General features: G+C 70.2%; 16 protein-coding genes and 2 pseudogenes. 7 read left to right on the forward strand and 11 right to left on the reverse strand.

What is annotated here, in order from left to right:
• Window positions 1-216: 216 nt before the first annotated feature.
• The gene (locus ABZS42_RS21545) at window positions 217-408 is read right to left on the reverse strand and encodes a hypothetical protein (RefSeq protein ID WP_355148014.1); all 192 of its coding nucleotides are present in this window, start codon (window positions 406-408) and stop codon (window positions 217-219) included.
• Between the two features lie 63 nt (window positions 409-471).
• Here ABZS42_RS21545 and ABZS42_RS21550 point away from each other — a divergent pair.
• Window positions 472-699: pseudogene (locus tag ABZS42_RS21550) on the forward strand (RNA polymerase subunit sigma-24); the annotation flags it as partial.
• A 189-nt stretch (window positions 700-888) separates the two neighbouring features.
• Here ABZS42_RS21550 and ABZS42_RS21555 read toward each other — a convergent pair.
• Together ABZS42_RS21555 and ABZS42_RS21560 are read right to left on the reverse strand one after the other, a co-directional pair.
• A complete protein-coding gene (locus ABZS42_RS21555; RefSeq protein ID WP_355147894.1) occupies window positions 889-3,009 on the reverse strand; it encodes an IPT/TIG domain-containing protein in 2,121 nt (706 codons plus the stop codon).
• A 156-nt stretch (window positions 3,010-3,165) separates the two neighbouring features.
• Window positions 3,166-4,038, reverse strand: a complete 873-nt coding sequence (locus tag ABZS42_RS21560; protein WP_355147896.1) for an alpha/beta fold hydrolase — start codon at window positions 4,036-4,038, stop codon at window positions 3,166-3,168.
• 90 nt (window positions 4,039-4,128) lie between these two features.
• Here ABZS42_RS21560 and ABZS42_RS21565 point away from each other — a divergent pair, with 90 nt between their 5' ends.
• Entirely contained in the window at window positions 4,129-4,653 is a 525-nt protein-coding gene (locus tag ABZS42_RS21565; RefSeq protein ID WP_355147898.1) for a CGNR zinc finger domain-containing protein, read from the forward strand.
• Window positions 4,654-4,873: 220 nt separating this feature from the next.
• Here ABZS42_RS21565 and ABZS42_RS21570 read toward each other — a convergent pair whose 3' ends face one another.
• Window positions 4,874-5,308 carry a MerR family transcriptional regulator gene (locus ABZS42_RS21570; protein ID WP_355147900.1) on the reverse strand — a complete coding sequence of 145 codons (435 nt, stop codon included), beginning with the start codon at window positions 5,306-5,308 and terminating at the stop codon, window positions 4,874-4,876.
• On the reverse strand, window positions 5,308-6,807 hold the full coding sequence (locus tag ABZS42_RS21575) for a SulP family inorganic anion transporter (protein ID WP_355147902.1): 1,500 nt from the start codon (window positions 6,805-6,807) through the stop codon (window positions 5,308-5,310). Before ABZS42_RS21575 ends, ABZS42_RS21570 begins: the two co-directional genes overlap by 1 nt.
• Before the next feature lie 210 nt (window positions 6,808-7,017).
• Here ABZS42_RS21575 and ABZS42_RS21580 point away from each other — a divergent pair, with 210 nt between their 5' ends.
• Complete coding sequence (locus tag ABZS42_RS21580) at window positions 7,018-7,911, forward strand: TetR/AcrR family transcriptional regulator (RefSeq protein ID WP_355147904.1); 894 nt, start codon at window positions 7,018-7,020, stop codon at window positions 7,909-7,911.
• A 198-nt stretch (window positions 7,912-8,109) separates the two neighbouring features.
• Window positions 8,110-8,409: a hypothetical protein gene (locus tag ABZS42_RS21585; RefSeq protein ID WP_355148016.1), complete on the forward strand. Its 300-nt coding sequence runs from the start codon at window positions 8,110-8,112 to the stop codon at window positions 8,407-8,409.
• Between the two features lie 54 nt (window positions 8,410-8,463).
• On the opposite strand, the pseudogene ABZS42_RS21590 reads toward ABZS42_RS21585, so the two are convergent.
• Window positions 8,464-8,712 (reverse strand): annotated as a pseudogene (locus tag ABZS42_RS21590) (MFS transporter); the annotation flags it as partial.
• Here ABZS42_RS21590 and ABZS42_RS21595 point away from each other — a divergent pair.
• Window positions 8,594-9,058, forward strand: a complete 465-nt coding sequence (locus ABZS42_RS21595; RefSeq protein ID WP_355147906.1) for an SDR family oxidoreductase — start codon at window positions 8,594-8,596, stop codon at window positions 9,056-9,058. The pseudogene ABZS42_RS21590 and the gene ABZS42_RS21595 sit on opposite strands and share 119 nt — an antisense overlap.
• Before the next feature lie 538 nt (window positions 9,059-9,596).
• On the opposite strand, the gene ABZS42_RS21600 is transcribed toward ABZS42_RS21595, so the two are convergent.
• From ABZS42_RS21600 to ABZS42_RS21615, 4 genes are all read right to left on the reverse strand, one after another.
• The gene (locus ABZS42_RS21600; RefSeq protein WP_355147908.1) at window positions 9,597-10,829 is read right to left on the reverse strand and encodes an MFS transporter; all 1,233 of its coding nucleotides are present in this window, start codon (window positions 10,827-10,829) and stop codon (window positions 9,597-9,599) included.
• Between the two features lie 152 nt (window positions 10,830-10,981).
• Window positions 10,982-11,563 carry an NAD-dependent epimerase/dehydratase family protein gene (locus tag ABZS42_RS21605; protein WP_355147910.1) on the reverse strand — a complete coding sequence of 194 codons (582 nt, stop codon included), beginning with the start codon at window positions 11,561-11,563 and terminating at the stop codon, window positions 10,982-10,984.
• 382 nt (window positions 11,564-11,945) lie between these two features.
• Complete coding sequence (locus tag ABZS42_RS21610; protein WP_355147912.1) at window positions 11,946-12,158, reverse strand: hypothetical protein; 213 nt, start codon at window positions 12,156-12,158, stop codon at window positions 11,946-11,948.
• A 187-nt stretch (window positions 12,159-12,345) separates the two neighbouring features.
• Complete coding sequence (locus tag ABZS42_RS21615; RefSeq protein WP_355147914.1) at window positions 12,346-13,782, reverse strand: PLP-dependent aminotransferase family protein; 1,437 nt, start codon at window positions 13,780-13,782, stop codon at window positions 12,346-12,348.
• A 109-nt stretch (window positions 13,783-13,891) separates the two neighbouring features.
• On the opposite strand from ABZS42_RS21615, the gene ABZS42_RS21620 reads away from it, so the two are divergent.
• Window positions 13,892-14,137, forward strand: coding sequence for an isocitrate lyase/phosphoenolpyruvate mutase family protein (locus ABZS42_RS21620; RefSeq protein WP_355147916.1), 246 nt, complete (start codon window positions 13,892-13,894; stop codon window positions 14,135-14,137).
• Window positions 14,138-14,343: 206 nt separating this feature from the next.
• Window positions 14,344-16,767 (forward strand): pyruvate dehydrogenase (acetyl-transferring), homodimeric type, encoded by a 2,424-nt coding sequence (locus tag ABZS42_RS21625; protein ID WP_355147918.1) that lies wholly within the window; start codon window positions 14,344-14,346, stop codon window positions 16,765-16,767.
• Window positions 16,768-16,994: 227 nt separating this feature from the next.
• On the opposite strand, the gene ABZS42_RS21630 is transcribed toward ABZS42_RS21625, so the two are convergent.
• Complete coding sequence (locus ABZS42_RS21630; protein WP_355147920.1) at window positions 16,995-18,026, reverse strand: NADP-dependent oxidoreductase; 1,032 nt, start codon at window positions 18,024-18,026, stop codon at window positions 16,995-16,997.
• Window positions 18,027-18,049 lie beyond the last annotated feature (23 nt).

Consider the following 18,049-nt stretch of genomic DNA (forward strand, 5'->3'; position numbering starts at 1 on the left):
GGCAGGCACGGCGCGAACGGTGCCAGCCGTCCGCCGTGCGCTTGTCGCGGCCGAACGCTGCCAGCGGGACCGACCGGGCGCAGCCGGGGCACTCGCGACCGGCCGGGGCGGTCACCGGAAGCCTCGCAGCGTGCCGGGGCACGCCGAGCCGGTCGAGGCGGTGCCGGTGCGGCTACCGTGCCGGCGGCCGGCGCGGTCGGCGCACTTGCCGCAGCATTAGCGCGGCAGCGGGGCGCCGTCGAGCAGGATGGCCATGACGTGGCGGCGCTGCTCGTCCAGGTCGGCGGCCAGGAAGTCGCGGACGGTGTCGGCGCCGAACTCGGCGACCATGTCCGCCATGGCGGCGCGCACGGCGGCCTGCCGCGCGGACGCGGTCGGCGGCGTGCTGGCGCTCGGCGCGGCGGGCATCGAGCATCGCCGACGCGGCGTAGTACAGGGCGGCCACCGAAAAGGCTGCGGAGGCGGTGGCGTGCCGTCGGTGAGGCCGACGGACCGGGTGCCGGGCTGGCAGCGCTCGCGAAGCTGGACGTCGCACTGCCCCGCCACGCCGCGGTGACGGCGTACCTCCACGAGCGCGACGGTGACCTGGCGGCGGCGGCACCGCTGTACGCCGAGGCGGCCCGCAAGACCCCCAACCTCGCGGAGCGCGACCACCTGACGCGCCAGGCCGCCCGGCTCAACGCTCGCCTTGTTCGCTGACGGGTCGCACGTCGTCGTCCCGCGGTGGGGCCCCGACACCGCCGCTTCCTCATCGGCCAAGGATCCCGCTGGCATCGTTCGCCTCCGCTGATCGCGGGGAAGCGAAACCGGCGGTGCAGAAACGGAGCTGTCCGGGCGTGCCTCGCGGTCCGGCCCAGACAGCTCCGTTTCGTCGAACTGACCAGGGTGTTACGCCATGCTTCGACGACGGTGCAGCAGCATCAGGAAGCCACCGATGATCACCAGCATCGCGCCGGCGGTGAGCGGCGTCCCGATCGCGTTACCGGTCACCGGCAGGATCTGTCCGACGTACCGGAAGTTCACCGGGTTCGACGAGCCGCCCGTGGTGGTCACGACTACTGCCGTGTCACCTGCCCGGCAGGCCGGCGTGCGGAACGTCAACGAACGTCCGTCCGCAGCCACGTTCACCTCATCCGCCGCAATGGTCCGCCCGCAGATCGTCACGGTGGTCTGCCCGGGGACGAAACCGGTTCCGCCCACCGTCACCGTGGTGCCGCCGGTGGTCGGGCCCTGACCCGGGCTGATAGACCCGGCCGTGGGCGCGGCGGCGAGGTAGGTGTAGTTCAGCGGTGGTGCGGATCCTCCGGGGGTGGTCACCACGACTGATGCGGGGCCGACTGCGCCTGCGGGTGTGACTGCGGTCAGTGAGGTGCCGCCGGCGGCGACGACCACGTTGGTGGCGGGTGTTCCGTCGAAGGTGACTGTGGTGTCGCCGGGTACGAAGCCGGTGCCGGTGATCGTCACTGTCTGCCCGCCGGACTGCGGACCCTCATCGGGGCTGATGGTCCCGGCGGTGGGCGGGGCGGTGACATAGGTGAAGCTGTCGGGTGCGGTGGCGTCGGCGCCGGGGATGAGAACGGTCACGTCGACGGTTCCGGGTGTGCCGGGTGGGGTGACGACGGTCAGTGAGGTGCCGCTCGGGTCGACCACGAGGTTCGTCCCGGGTGTGTCACCGAAGTCGACCTCGGTGGCTCCGGTGAGGCCGGTGCCGGTGATGGTCACTGTCGTGCCGCCGGTGCTGGGTCCCTGGTTGGGGACGACGGAGGTGATTGTGGGTGCGATGTAGGTGAATGTGGGTGCGGTGGTTTCTCCGGCGGGGAAGACCAGCTCGACGGTGGCTGGTCCGGCGGTGTTGGGTGGGGTGACGACGGTTGCGGTGGTGCCGTCCGGGTTGAGGGTGAAGTTGGTGCCGGGTACGCCGTCGAAGGTGACGCCGGTGGCTCCGGTGAGGCCGGTGCCGGTGATGGTGACGGTGGTGCCGCCGGAGGTCGGTCCGGTGGTGGGTGTCAGGTCGGTGATGACGGCGTCGGTGCCGTCAGCGAGGTAGGTGTAGTTCAGCGGTGGTGCGGATCCTCCGGGGGTGGTCACCACGACTGATGCGGGGCCGACTGCGCCTGCGGGTGTGACTGCGGTCAGTGAGGTGCCGCCGGCGGCGACGACCACGTTGGTGGCGGGTGTTCCGTCGAAGGTGACTGTGGTGTCGCCGGGTACGAAGCCGGTGCCGGTGATCGTCACGGTTTGCCCGCCGGACTGCGGACCCTCATTGGGACTGATCGACGCGGCGGTGGGCGGCTGGGGCGCGTCCGGACGCTCACACGTCGCCTCCGCCACGATGACCGTGCCGACCGGAATGACCACCGGCTGCCCGAGAACCGAGCCGCTCAGGGTGAGGGAAGCCCGCACGGCAGCCGCCGCCGCACCCGCGGCGGTGGTGGTCTCGACGCGCGTCAACGACGCGTTGAGAGTCGCCCCGAGGAGTCCGGGCACCGTTACCGCCGCGCTGGCGTCCACACTGGGGCCGTTCGCCACCAGCGTCACCGCCTGGCCGAACAACTCGAGACCAACCAGCGTCGTGTCGGCGTTCTGCGCGCCGTCGAACGGGCACGACACGCTCGCCGTCGCCTCTGCCGTGTTTACCACGTCGATGCCGAGCACGTTCAGGCCGAGGTCGCTGACGCGGGACAGCGCGGACGAGACCCCGGGCGAACGCGTGGCGGTCACCTCCTCGACCGTGCCGCTCGCGCTCACCCCCAGCGCGCCGGGCAGGGAGATGGTGAGCAGTGTCGAGGTGTCCGTACCGCCGCCGGGCGGCGCCGTCGCCGACCCGATGACCGCGTCGGCGTCGACCACCGCCAGACCAAGGACTTCCGCTGACAGGTCGACGACCACGCCCCTGGCGTCGGCGCTGCCGGGCTGGGCCAGTGCCGGCGCTCCCACGCCCACACTGGCCACCGCGCCGACCAGCGTCGCCACCGACGCCGTGGTGAATCTTCTCAGGACAGAACCCACCGCTTCCCCCGTTCGAGTCAGTTGACGGCATGTGGCAACAGCCACCCGTCCCCAGGTGGAACGAGAAAGCGGACAAAACGTTATGAAGCGGTCCGTCGTGTCGGGTCGGCTCTGGGTGTCCGAGTGGTGACCGCGCCCGGCGCGGGGCCGGAGCCCTCAGTGTCGGATCGTCACGCGGGCCATGAAGTCACGGATCAGTTCGGCGACCTCGGCGCCGGCGCTCTCCAGCAGGAAGTGGCCGCCGTCGAGCAGACGGATCTCGGCGGCCGGGACGTCGGAGGCGAAGGCGCGTGCGCCGTCCGGGCCGAAGATCGGGTCGTTCCGGCCCCAGACCGCGAGTACCGGCGGGTGGTTCCGGCGCAGGTACTCGTGCAGCGCCGGGTAGAGGGGCGGATTGGTGGCGTAGTCGCGGAAGAGCGCGAGTTGAATCGCGTCGTTGCCGGGTCGGGACAGCAGCGCGAAGTCGTGCTGCCAGGTGTCCGGACTGACCAGCGTCTCGTCCGGTACGCCGGTGAGGTATTGCCATCTGGTCGTCTCGAGCGTCAGCGCGCTTCGAATCGCCGCCTCGGTCTCGGGGGTCTGCGCGTGGTGGTAGTTCCACACGGTCTGCCAGAAGTCGGGGATGAACCCGGCGTCGTAGCCGTTGCCGTTCTGGCTGATGATCGCGGTGATCGAGTCGGGGGCAGCCAGCGCGAGGCGCCAGCCGATCGGGGCGCCGTAGTCCTGGACGTACATCGCGTAGCGCCGCACCTCGAGCTGGTCGAGCAGGCCGGCGGTGAGGTCGGCCAGGGCGTCGAAGGTGTAGTCGAACTCGTCGGCCGGCGGTGCGGCGGAGAGACCGAACCCCAGATGGTCCGGGGCGATCACGCGGTACCGGTCGGCCAGTGCGGGGATCAGGTTGCGGAACATGAAGGAGCTGGTCGGGAAGCCGTGCAGAAGCACGATGGTCGGCCCGTCGGCCGGGCCGGCCTCCCGGTAGAACAGCCGCTGGCCCCGGACGGTGGCGTAGCGGTGGTGAACAGGCAACATTTCTAACCCCCAAAGAGCGCATCAGTGGTTAGACACAAGCACGGATCGTTGTAACCTGTCAAGTGTCCTTTGACGGTTAGGATGGTGTGCGTGCCGAACACTACTGAGGCGGACGAGACCCTGCTGCTCGATCTGCTGAACACCACCCCCGTGGTGGACGGGGTACCGCGCGACGACCTCGCCGACGCCGACGCCGGCCGGGAGTGGCTCACCGCGCACGGGCAGCCGCCCACGGAGGACGAGTGGCGCGCGCTGCTCGACGCGCGCCAAGCGCTGCAGGGCCTCGTCCGAGGCGACGAGACCCCGAGCTCCGTCGCACGGTTCGTCGACGGGGTGCGGTACCGGCCGTCAGTCGTTCAGGACGGGATCGCCTGGACGCTCGACCTGCCTCGCGGGCGGTCGGCGGCCGCACGGGCGGTGCTCGCCTGGGATGCGCTACGGGTGTCGAGCCCCGGCCGGCTGCGCCCCTGTGCCAATCCGGAGTGCCGGCGGTTCCTCGTCGACCACAGCAAGTCCAACAGCGCCCGCTGGTGCTCGATGGCGGTCTGCGGCAACCGGATGAAGGCTCGGCGGCACTACGAGCGCAGCCATCAGCCCCGGGGTGGTGCCCGGTAGCGAAATCCGGGGCCGGATCCACCGGGTCTCCGGGGCGGCGACCATGGCCGGTAGAAGCCGAGTGCGATGACCGCGGCCGCGATCCAGGGCAGTCCTGCCCTGCACACCGGCAAGGCGGCCGATCTCGGCGATGCCCGTCGGCCGCGTTGCCGGAGATCGCGGAGTACGAGCAGTCCGGCGTTGACGGGGCACGCGGCCGATCGGCAACGGTGCCGGTTGCTCAGCCTCTGTGATGGTCGAGTTTGGCGCGGAGCGTACCCGCGAACTCCTCGGCCATGGCGAGTTGGCGCCGCAGGGCGGTGACTCGGGTGGCCGCGGTGTCATGAAACATGCCGAGCCGGTCGAGCAGCTCGCCGCGATCGGCGCCGCCGGCGGTGGCGAGGGCGTCGAGGACGGTGAGAAGATCCCGCATCTCTTCGAGAGTGAAGCCGAGAGGTTTCATGCGCTTGACCACGGTGAGACGGTCGAGGTCGGCTTCGTCGTAGAGCCGGAAGCCGCCCTCGCTACGCGCGGAGGGGACGATGAGGCCGGCTTCCTCGTAGTGGCGAATGGTCCGGATGCTCAGCCCCACCCGCTCGGCGGCTTCCCCGATCTGCACGAGCCGGCCGGGCGCCGAGCCGGGCCCGTGCTCCGGCCCGGCCCCGCCGCCGGCCATCAGTGGTCGACTCCGAATTGCCCCGCCAAGGTGTTGTGGATGCGGGCACTGGGCTTGTTCAGTCCGGTGATCTCGACGGTCTTGCCACGGGCGGCGTACTTCGTGGTGATCGCGTCCAGCGCGGCCACGGAGGAGGCGTCCCAGACGTGGGCCTGGGCCATGTCGATCACGACGTTGTCGGGGTCGTCGGCGTAGTCGAACTGGCCGACGAGGTCGTTGCTGGAGGCGAAGAAGAGCTCACCGTGCACGGAGTAGATCCGGCTGCTGCCCTCCGGGTCGAGAACGCTGGTCACCTCGACCACACGGGCGACGTGGCGTGCGAAGACCACCGTGGCGGTGAGCACGCCGACGAGTACCCCGACGGCAAGGTTGCGGGTGGCCAGCGTGACCGCCACGGTGGCCAGCATGACGACGGTCTCGCCGACCGGCATCCTCTTCAGGGTCCTGGGCGCGATGGAGTGCCAGTCGAAGGTCGACACCGAAACAATGATCATCACGGCGACCAGGGCCGCCATCGGGATGGCCGCCACCACGTCACCGAGCGCGACGACCAAGACCAGGAGGAACACGCCGGCCAGGAAGGTCGACAACCGGGTACGGGCGCCGGAGGCCTTCACGTTGATCATCGTTTGTCCGATCATCGCGCAGCCGCCCATCCCGCCGAAGAACCCGGTGACGATGTTGGCCACGCCCTGTCCCCAGGACTCACGGGTCTTGTTGGAGTGGGTGTCGGTGATGTCGTCGACGAGTTTGGCGGTCATCAGCGACTCCATCAGCCCGACCAGCGCGATCCCGAGGGCGTAGGGGGCGATCAGGGTGAGGGTGTCGAGGGTCCAGGGCACGTGCGGTACGGCGAGAGTGGGCAGGCTGTCCGGCAGGGCACCCTCGTCTCCGACGGACGGTACGGCCACGCCGGCGACCGCCGTGACGACGGTCAGCACGATGATCGCGACCAGTGGTGCGGGGACGGCGCGGGTGAGTCGAGGCAGCCCCACGATGATCGCCAGCGCGACCGCGACGAGTGGGTACACCAGCCAGGGCACACCGATCAGGTGCGGGATCTGCGCGGTGAGGATCAGGATCGCGAGGGCGTTGACGAAGCCCACCATGACGCTGCGGGGGATGAACCGCATCAGCTTCGCCACGCCGAGCACGGCGAGGAGGATCTGGATCGCGCCGCCGAGGATCACCGCCGCAACGAGGTAGTCCAGGCCGTACTCCTTGGCCAGCGGCGCGACGACGAGGGCGACCGCGCCGGTGGCCGCGGAGATCATCGCCGGTCGGCCACCGCAGATCGCGATGGTGACCGCCATCGTGAACGAGGCGAACAGGCCGACGCGGGGGTCGACCCCGGCGAGGATCGAGAAGGAGATCGCCTCGGGGATCAGGGCGAGAGCGACGACCAGCCCGGCGAGGACCTCGGTGCGGAACACCTTCGGCGACAGCCAGGACGGGCGGGACAGGCGCGGCCGGGCGACCGCGGACAACGCAGGGGACATTGAGCCATTTCCACTCGGGCGTGCCCGGTCGGGCACACGGCAGCCACCCCGGGGACCGGGGTGGACGACTTGAGAACGATCAGCGGCGGCCGTACCAGATCCTGGGCCGCACCGCCCAGACACGGCATGGTCGTCAGGGGGACCGGCTGGTCAGCCCCGACGACCTCAGCAGACCCTACCCTTCCGTAAGAGGAGAGTCGGGAGCGCGTGGTGATCATCACCGAGAGCTGGAATGCGCTGGCGGCTGTCGAATCGCAGGATCGGCGCGGCTCGTCGGGCGGAGCACGTCACGAGTGGCTCGGCTCCCGTATGCTGGTCAACCTTGGATTGGTGGGAAACTCCGAGACCCGGACCCCCGATCGACGATTGTCGGCAAATGGCTGGGGTGGGGCGGCCCGCCCGGCGAAGAATGGCGGGGCCGGGGTGGTCGAGAGTCAGCCGAAACGCAAGCAGCGGCGACCTGTCCGGACACGGGCACCGCAAGTCGATCTCACTGACTCCGAGGTGCTCAGGCACGGGCTGGACTTCTTCTCGGACCTGGGATACGCGGGTGGGTCGGTGCGCGAGTTCGCCAAGCGCCTCGGCGTCAACCACAACTTCATCAACGATCGCTTCGGTTCCAAGCACAACTTCTGGCAAGCGGTGGTCGACTATGCCTTGGAAGACCTGCGGGCACCACTCGCCGTCGCCTTCGAGGTCGATGCGGACGACGCCGAGAAACTCGAGATGGTCGTCAGGACGTTCTACTCCGTCGCCGCGAACGTGCCTCAGATGAACCGGATCCTGGCTGCGGAGTGCGTGCTCAACTCAGAGCGCGTGGACTATATCTACAGCAAGTACACGGCTTCCCTGCTGGAGCGGGTCGAGCCGATCGCCGAGCGTCTGATGGAGTCGGGGCGGATGCCGAGAATCCCGATCGACGTCCTGTTCACCGCGCTCAGCGGCCCCGCGCTGGCCCTGACCCAGAGCGAGATCGCCCGCCGTCTCGGTCGCGCACCACAGCCGTCCGCCGCCGAGTGGGAGCAGCTGACCGACTGCCTGACGGAACTGGTCCTGCGGGGGCTGCTCCCGGTGAAGTCGGGTGCGGATTCAATCACCGGATGACCGAAGGTGTTGACATGCGGCCGGGCCGTATCGCGGGATCGGTCAGGACGCGGCCGAGGCCTGCCGGATCGCGGCTGCCTCCTGCTCGCTCGCGGCCACCGGCGGGTGTCCGGCATGCGCCGGCGGGCGGTTTCCGGCGCGGAGTACACCGCGACGTCCCCGATCAGCCCGGCGGCCAGCAGCAGGAAAGCAGGGGCGATGAGGCTGTGCGTGGTGTCGACCAGCGCCGCGGCGATCAGCGGCGTCGTGCCGCCGAACAATGAGGTGGAGATGTTGTACGTGATGGACAACGCTCCGGCCCGTACCCGGGTGGGGAACAGCGTCGGTGGGGTGCCCGGCTCGGTGTTGTCGAAGCAGAGGTATATGAGGCCGATGAGCAGCGTGCCCAGGAACACGGCGACCAGCGTGCGCTGCTGGATGATCAGGAAAGCCGGCACGGAGAGGACGACGAGCAGGACGCAGCCGGTCATCATGACGGGTCGGCGCCCGATGTGGTAGGCCGATGAGCCCGAGCGGGCCGGCGACGAGGAACGGGATACGCCAGCCCCAGGAGCCGAGGTCGGCGCTGGACAGCACCGTGGTCAGCAGGGTCACCAGCGATGCGCCGAGTACGAAACCGGTCAGCGTGCCGAACTCGAGCCAGCTGGCCACGAAGCCGCGCCGGCGGTCGGGGGAGTGCTCGGTGACGAAGGTCATCGCCGAGCCGTACTCACCGCCGGTGGAGAAGGCCTGGACGAGCCGGGCGGCCAGGAGCAGCACCGGGGCCCTCCACGGTTCGACGATCGGCGTCGTCGGCGGCATCCTCACCGAACCGTCCCCCGGAGAGATCGGATACGCCGCCGCCAAGCACGGAGTGGTAGGTGTCATGCACACCCTCGCGAACGCGGTCGCGGCCGACAGCATCCGGGTCAACGTCGTACACGCCACCGGCGTCAACACGCCGATGGTCGTCAACGAGGCGATGGGCCGGCACTTCCAGGACCACCCTGAGATCGCGAAGATCGTGGTGAACCCGCTACCGGTTCCCGGCGGAATGCTGGAGCCGGCGGACGTCACCAACACGGTCCTGCACCTCGTCTCCGACGCGGGGCGCTACATCACCGGGCAGTCGGTCGTGGTCGACGCCGGCTACACCACCTACCGCTGACGCCGACGTCGGGCCCCGTCGGCTTGCCGACCGTCCGACGAGGCCCCGGCGAGGCTCCACCACGATGTCCACGTTCAGGGTGCCGTAGGCCCCTCGTCCGCGAGCCCGATGATCGTCTTGCCGGGTGTACGGCGGTAAATCGCCAGGCCGGCGTGAGGCTTTTGTCGATCATGCGACGGGCAGTCCATTTCGAACTCGACGGATCGGACCGTGCAGTGGCTTGGGGCTGCTGCCGACCGTCAGACCGGTGATGATCACGTCGATCCAGACACCAACCCGTTTCAGTCCGGCCGGGCCACCGCGTGCAGGACGGGCATCGGGCGGGCCTGACCTCCTCGACGGTCGGCACCCGGGAACCGTTCTCGACCTTGCTCTCGCTCCGGTCGATCACCGTGAAGTCCAGGACCTCGCATCAGAAGGCCGCGAGCCTCTCCGGATCGTGGCAGTAAGGTCGCAGGGGACGAGCCGTGCGCCGGCATCGGCGAGGTCTGTGCCCGGTCGCTACCGGGACCCGTCGTCCACTGTCTACGTGTGTTCGTCAGCCGCCCGTCCGCCGGCTGATGCGGGTCTGAGCGGCGAGGCTGATGAGCGTGAGAAGGACTGTCAGCGCGGTGTAGCAGACGACCGCCGGCACCTCACCGAGTGGGCCGGTGAGCTGCCCCTCGACGACGATGGGCAGCCCGAAGGCGACGTAGGAGACGACGTAGATCCCGCCGACGACTCCCGCGCGCTGGTGCGCCGCCGCGAGCGGGAAGACGAGGCGTAGCGCAGCGGTGAAGGAAGCGCCGAAGCCGACACCGGCGACGGCCTGCCCGATGATCATCACGGCCAGGCTTCCGGCGAACACGCCACCGATGATGCCGAGGGCCCCGATGAGGGACGCGTAGATCCCGATGGTCATCGCCCGCCGCGGGTCGATGCGGGCGAAGGTCAGCCCGACGACGGCCGCCACCGCCGGCGCGATGAACCCGGCCACACCATTGAGTACGCCGCTGTCCAGGTGGAAAACGCTGCGGACCATGCTCGGGGCCAGCCCGCCGGAGAGACCTGCGAGCATCCAGACCGCGGCGACCACCGGCGCTGCGGCGGCGAACTCCGTCCGGGCGGCGGGCGGGATCGCGACGCGCGGAACCATCGAGCGGAGCGCGCCCGAGGTGCGGGGCATCGTCTCCGGAGACAGGGCGATGACGACCGCCCCGAGAACCGTGAGGGCAATGAGTACGACGAAGACGACGGTGTTCGCCGTGGACGTGAACTGGATGGCGAGACCGGCCAGCAGCGAGCCGGCACCCAGGCCGCCGGTCAGGCTGACGCTGCCGAGGATCGTGCCCAGTCTCTTCCTGTTCGACGGGGCGAGTTCGACGAGCGCCGCGGTGAAGGCGGCCGTCGCCGCGCCGCTGGCGACACCTTGCACAATGCGCCCGACGATCACCCAGCCCACATCGGGGGCGACGAGGAACAGGACGTTCGACGCGAGCTGGATCACCAACGCGCCGATCAGCACCGGACGCCGTCCGACATGGTCGGACAGCGACCCCAGCGTCAGGACGGCGGCGAGGAAGCCGATCGCGTAGACCGCGAACGCCAGCGTGAGCAGTGACGGCGCGAAGTTCCAATGCTGGCGGTAGAGCACCAGCAGGGGCGTCAGCACACCCGCCCCGAGATACAGGCTGGTGAACGCGAGCGCCGCGCCCGGCAACGCCAGTCCGGCGGGGAGAGTACGCCGCCGGTGGGTTACGGGCGCGTCGATGGTTCCCGGAATCGAGGACATGACAGCTCCCTGGAACGGCCGCGCGTGGCGATGCGCGAGCCGGAAGAGTTGGTGAACGTGGGAAGGGAATCCGCGGCCGGGTCGGACCGTCGTCGGCCGGGAACTGGTCCATGGTCGAGTTCGGTGCGCGGCCGGCGGCCGGATGGTGATCGTTAGTCGGTGATGACGACCACGCCCGACGGCGCATCCAGCAGCTCCACCGTTCGCTCGGCAGCCCGGTCGATCTGTACTCGGGGCTCGGCGGGGATCTGCTGTTCGTTGTAGGTGCCGGGCCCGTAGAACTGCCCGTAGCTCAGCACCACACCACCCTCGGCGAGAACGGCGCGCTCCAGCTCGGCGACGGCCCGGGCATCGGGTCCGTCCGGCAACTGCCAGGCGACGGTCTGGGCCAGGATCTTCGGCGATCCGCTCTGGCGTGCCGCCTCGATCAGGTTCTGGTTGCCCTCGGTCCGGATGCGTGCGTTCAGCTCCGTATGGTCGCCGATCTTCTCCACCTCATCGGGCAGATCGGTGAGCTCGTTCAGGATGACGTCCGGTTCGAATTCGCGAACCGCCTTGATCAGGGCGTCCCGGTCGAAGACGTCACACAGGATCGGCTCGGCGCCGAGCCGCGCCAGCAGCTCCGTTTTGTCGGACGACCGTGTCATGCCACCGACCACGTGCCCCGCCTGAACCAGCCGGGGGATCAGCCGCCGCCCGATAACACCGGACGCGCCGGCGAGGAAAATCCGCATCATCTCTCCCAAACAATCGTGGTTTCCTAGGTCGAGCCACGTGCGCCACCCGGCCGCATCGGAAATCCGACCGGTTTCATCCGGACTATCTTCCTTGCGAGTGTTGTCTGGCTATGGGTGCCTGCTTCGTGGTCACGGCCGCAAAGCTACGCGCCAGGCGGCACCACGATCTGGTCCAGTTCCATGGCGAGTCCATGGGCCAATTTGGCGTCGATCCGACTATCTCCGAGACGTGTGCGGCCTGGTGGGGGCGGTCGATCGCGACCCGTTCACCGCCGCGACTCACCGGGGTCGGACGTGCTCCGCCGCCCAGCGCCGACCGGCCGAGCGCGCGGGCGGTAGAGGGCCGATGAGCAGCTCGGCGGCGGGTTCCTTGCCCGGGTCAGACGGCACTGAGCAACGCGTCGAGCGGCCGCGGCGGGCGATCCCGGGCGACGGCCGCCTCGATCTCCTCGGTACCCAGGGCGTCGATCAGCTCGTCCTCCAGGTCCTTGACGCAGACGTAGAACCCGAGGCGCTCCATGTCGCCGCGCGTACGGGGCGAGCCGACCTGGGTGGCCTCCAGCCCGCGCCGGAACACCAGCTCCTCACGCACGTCGCAGAGACCGGCCCGTCTGACTCGGGGCCCAGCGGGGCCAACCTGGTCAGGAAGTGGCCGATCGCATGCGCCCCGCCGATCGGCACGATCACGACCCGCTCCGCATCGAAGTCCCGGCCTCGGCCGACGGCGGCCGTCTCCAGCGCGAGCCCGGCGACACGGGGCGACGCTCTGACCGTAGGGCCTACGGCATGACGCTGCAGAGCGCGTCCAGTGCGCCCGCCCACGCGCTGTCCGAGGGGGCCGCGTAGTTGACCACCAGCCCGTCCGGCTCGGCCGACCGCCAGTCCGGGTCGGCCAGTTCGTGACGGAAGTCGGCCATCGGGGCCACCGCCAGGCCCCGATGGGCCGCCGCCTGGACTACCGAAGCCTCGGTGCCCGGCGGGAGTTCGAGGACCGCCTGCAGGCCGGCCGCCATCCCGGTCACGCGGACGCCGGGCGCCCGCTGGGCCAGCGCCGCGACCAGCTCATCCCGGCGACGCCGGTAGCGCACGCGCATCGAGCGCACCTGACGGTCGTACGCGCCGGAGGCGATGAACTCGGCGAGCGTCAGCTGCTCCACCGCGCTCGACATGTAGTCGATCTCCCCCTTGGTGGCCACGATCTCCGGGACCAGCTCCTTCGGCAGCACCATCCACCCGAGCCGCAGCGCGGGCGCCAGCGACTTGCTCGCCGTGCCGAAGTACACCACCCGCTCCGGGTCCAGGCCCTGCAGCGCGCCCACCGGCTGGCGGTCGTATCTGAACTCCCCGTCGTAGTCGTCCTCCAGGATCAGCCCGCCGGTGGCGCGGGCCCAGTCCACCGCCGCCGTGCGTCGCTGCGGGGTCAACGCGACCCCCGTCGGGTACTGGTGCGCCGGGGTCAACAGCGCCGCGCGGACCCCACTCAATCCCGCCAAATCGTCGGTGCGCGCGCCGTGCTCGTCCACGTAGAGGGGTGGGATCCGCAGGCCGGCGCTGGTCAGCAGGTCGCGATAGACATCGAGGCCGTACGACTCGACAGCCAGCGCGGGGACCCGCCGCGCCCGAAGCACCTGCGCCATCAGCGTCAGACCGTGGTGGAAACCGGCACAGATCACGATCCGATCCGGCGTGGCGTACACCCCGCGAGCCCGCGCCAGATAGTCCGCCAGGGCGGTACGCAGCTCCACCCGGCCGTGGGCGTCGCCGTAGCCGAAGGCATCGTTCGGGGCCGTCGTCAGCGCCCGGCGAGCCGCTTTGAGCCACTCCGTGCGGGGAAACTCTGCGAGGGTCGGCGTACCCGGCAGCAGGCCGTATGTAGGACGGCGCTGGGCGGGCCGGGCGCGAGCGATGGGGGGCGCCGCGCCGCGTGGTTCGGCCCGCTTGGCCACTCGCGTTCCGGAGCCCTGTCGGGCCGTGAGCCAGCCCTCGGCGACGAGTTCGGCGTAGGTGTCGGCGACGGTGTTGCGGGCGATGCCGAGATCGGCCGCGAGTGAGCGGGACGACGGCAGCCGGGTGCCGGGCACCAGACGTCCGGTGCGGATGGCCTCCCGCAGGGCGTCGATGAGCCCGGCGCGCAGCCCGGGGCCGGTCAGCTCCAGATGCAGGTCGGCGCCGGAGACCGACGGTGGGACGGCGGAACTGGACCAGGAATCTGTCACGGAGGTGGACCGTATCGCAGTGCCACCGGCGACGTAGCGCTGCCGGCATGACGATCAACGACGGCACGGAGCGAATTCTGCGCTCCGACGCTTAGCACACCCTCGGGGCGTGGCGAGGGTGACCGCCGGTACCTTCCGCGCCCTGCACCGAACCCGCGCATGTGGCGACCCGCTCGTTCGGCCCGGACCGTGGGACGCGGCCAGCGCCCGGGTCTTCGCCGAGGCCGGCTACCCCGCGTTGGCCGCCCCGAGCGCCGGGATCGCCGCCTCGCTCGGGTACGAGGACCGCTCGACCCCCTCAATGCGCGCGTCGACACCTTCCTGCTCGGGACGGACGACCCGGCCGACGCTGTGACACGGGCGCGGCTGTACGCGGACGTCGACGCTTACGTCACACGGGCTGCGCCCGCTCGGCTGTCACAAATCGGTGAACGAGTCGGTCCTAGCTGGCGGACCGGCAGTGCGGCTCGGCCCGAGCCGTCCCGCCGGCAGGACCCTGTCTCACAGTGTCGACCTCCCGCCTGGGCGACGAGAGGTCGGAACCGTCGGAAGGCGCTCACCATGACTGACAAGATCGGGCGAAAGCAGCCGAGCGCGCTCGACCAGATCCCGGACCGCGACCCCGAGGAGACCGCCGAGTGGGCCGCCTCACTCGACGCCGTCACCGCGGCGGCCGGGACGCACCGAGCCACGTACCTCCTGCGCCGGACGCTCGAACACGCCGAGCGCTCCGGCCTCGAGCTGCCGACGTTGCTGGAGACCGACTACATCAACACCATCCCGACCGCCGCCGAGCCGGAGTTTCCCGGCGACGAGGAGATGGAGGGGCGCATCATCGCCTGGAACCGCTGGAACGCCGCCGCGATGGTGAGTCGCGGCAGCCGCTACGGCCTGGGCGGCCACATCTCCACCTTCGCCTCCGCCGCCTGGCTCTACGAAACGGGCTTCCAGCACTTCTTCCGCGGCAAGGAGGCCGACGGCTCCGGCGACCAGCTCTACATCCAAGGCCACGCCTCCCCGGGCATCTACGCCCGCGCGTTCCTGGACGGGCGGCTCAGCGAGGGTCACCTCGACCGGTTCCGGCAGGAGGCGGGCGGCGACGGCCTCCCCTCGTACCCGCATCCGCGCCGGCTGCCGTGGCTCTGGGAGTTCCCGACCGTGTCGATGGGCCTGGCCCCCCTCTCGGCGATCTACCAGGCCCGGTTCAACCGCTACCTGCAGCACCGTGGCATCAAGGACACCTCCGCCTCACGGGTGTGGGCGTTCCTCGGCGACGGCGAGATGGACGAGCCTGAGTCGGCCGCCGCGCTCGCCCTCGCCGGCCGTGAGGGCCTGGACAACCTGACCTTCGTCATCAACTGCAATCTCCAGCGGCTCGACGGACCGGTGCGCTCCAACCTCAAGATCGTTCAGGAGTTGGAGGCCCAGTTCCGGGCTGCGGGCTGGAACGTCATCAAGTCGCTCTGGGGTTCAGCCTGGGACGACCTGTTCACCCTCGACACCACGGGCGCGCTCGTCCGCCGGCTCCGCGAAGTTCCCGACGGGCAGTTCCAGACCTACGCGGCCCGGGACGTCAGCTACATCCGCGACCACTTTTTCGGCACCGACCCCGCCCTCGCAGAGATGGCGAAGGCGCTGACCGACGCGAAGATCGACGAGTGCTTCCACACCTCGCGGGCGGGCCACGAACCGCGCAAGGTGTACGCCGCCTACCGGGCCGCGGTCGAGCACCGCGGTGCGCCAACCGTGATCCTCGCTCAAACGATCAAGGGTCACACGCTCGGGCCGGGGTTCCACTCGCGCAACGCCAACCACCAGATGAAAAAGCTGACCGGCGCGGAGTTCCGCGCGCTGCGTGACCTCCTCGAACTTCCCATCCCCGACAGCAGGCTGGACGGTGACCTGATGCCGTACGCCCACCCCGGGGCCGACTCGCCAGAGGTCCGGTACCTGTACGAGCGCCGGGCCGCGCTGGGCGGGCCCGCCCCGGCCCGCAAGGTCCACCCGGTGGTGCTGCCCGAGCCGCCCGCCAAGCCCTTCGAAGCGTTGGCCAACGGATCCGGTGACTTCACCGCCGCCGCAACGTCCTACGCCACGCACGGCGAGCCGATGATCCCCTTCTACATCTTCTACGCCATGTTCGGTTGGCAACGGACGGCCGACCAGATCTGGGCGCTCGCCGACCAACTCGGCCGCGGGTTCCTCATCGGCGCGACCGCCGGCCGCACGACCATGACCGGTGAGGGTCTGCAGCACGCGGACGGCCATTCCCACCTGATCGCCTCCACCAACCCCGCGGCCATCGCCTACGATCCCGCCTTCGCGTACGAGATCGCGGTGATCGTCCGCGACGGCCTGCGCCGGATGTACGGGCCGGACGCGGAGAACGTCTTCTACTACCTCACCGTCTACAACGAGCCGAACATCCAGCCGCCCATGCCGTCGCGCCCGGCCGTCGAGGAGGGCATCCTCAAGGGCCTCTACCGGTTCCGGGAAGCCAACGCGCAGGACCTGCCGGCCGACGCGCCGCGCCTGCAACTGCTCGCCTCCGGCACAGCCGTTCATTGGGCCCTGGAGGCCCAACGGCTCCTCGCCGGCGACTGGGGCGTGGCGGCCGACGTATGGTCCGCCACCTCCTGGAGTGAGCTGCGCCGCGACGCCCTGGACTGTGACGCGGCGCAGCTCAAGGGCGAGGAACGGATCTCGTACGTCACTCGGGTGCTGGACGGTGCTCCGGGCCCGGTACTCGCCGTCAGCGACTGGATGCGCGCGGTCCCGGACCAGATCAGCCAGTGGGTGCCACAGGACTGGCACTCGATCGGCACGGACGGCTTCGGCCTCTCCGACACCCGCGAGGCCGTCCGCCGCCACTTCGGAGTCGACCCGCAGTCGATCGTGGTCTCGGCCCTCGCCGCCCTGGCCCGGCGCGGCGAGATCAAGACCGAGACCGTGCAGCGGGCCCGCGAGCGGTACCGCATCGCGTAGGGCCACGAACCTGGCGCGGCGCTCGTTCGGGGAGTGCCTCGAACCCCCTTGGCCCTGCCGTTCAGCCCCCAGCTGAGCGGCAGGGCCGCCGCACCCGAGCGGAGGCAGTGGCCCGCGAAGCTGCGCGGGTGGCGAATCCGGGCTTGGCCGGGTGTAGCTGTTCCTGCGGCGGCGGCCGGGTACCCGACCTGGCAGAACCCGTCCCGGCGGTGGCCGCGAGCGCCGTCCTAGTCGGCGACGTGAATGACGATCTTGCCGCGACGCTTGGCCGTCTCGAGTGCCTCGTAACCTGCGCGGGTCTCGGCGAGGGGCAGCACGCGGTCCACCACCGGCCTCAACCGGCCGCCATCGACGAGTTCGGCGATGGAACGCAACGCCTTCTGCTCGGGCTCGACGACGAAGAACACCCCGCGGGCGCCGTGCTGGGCTGCTTCCTGCTGGTCGGGAGGCGCGGCGATGCCGACCAGGATGCCGCCCGGCTTCAGGACCGACCAGGATCGCGACAGCGTCGACCCGCCGACAAGGTCGACGACGACATCCACATCCCGGACGTGATCCTCGAAGCGGTCATGCGCATAGTCGACGACCTGCTCGGCGCCGAGGCCCTTGACGAATTCCAGGTCGGCAGCCGAGGCTGTGGCGCTCACCCGAGCGCCGAGAGCGGCCGCGATCTGCACCACGAAGTTCCCCACCCCGCCGGCGCCGCCCTGCACCAGCACGTGCTGGCCGGCCTGCAGGGCGGCGTGGTCCACCAGCGCCTGCCAGGCGGTCAGCGCGGCCAGTGGCAGCGCTGCGGTCTGGTCGTGGTCGACCGTGGTGGGTTTGGCCGCCACGACGGCCGCGGGCAAGGTGACGTACTCGGCGGCCGCGCCGTCCCGGGTGAAGGGAATCAACCCGTAGACGGCGTCCCCTTCGGCGGGGCTCTCCACCCCGGCACCGCACGCCGCGACGACTCCGGAGAACTCGTGCGACGGGATGATCGGAGTGCGTTCCGGTCCTGACCCGTCGTCGTTGTGCGTCCAGGTCGCCCCCCAGGTGAGTTCGTGGGGGGTGATGGAAGCCGCCTTCACGGCCACCAGCACCTCACCGGGCCCCGGCTCGGGTCGTGGCGCCTGTTCGTACACGAGCTGCTCCGGGCCGCCCCTGCTGTGAGCTCTCACGGCGTACATATTGTCCATCCGTCGACGTCTCCTTCGCGGCCGTATCCAGCTCGACTCGTCTGCCACCCAAACAGGGCTGGACCCGGCTGAGTCCCGCATTCCTGGGTCTTTAAACAGCAGTC

Origin of the sequence: Micromonospora sp. NPDC005367 (assembly GCF_040606825.1) — a bacterium.
GTDB lineage: Bacteria > Actinomycetota > Actinomycetes > Mycobacteriales > Micromonosporaceae > Micromonospora.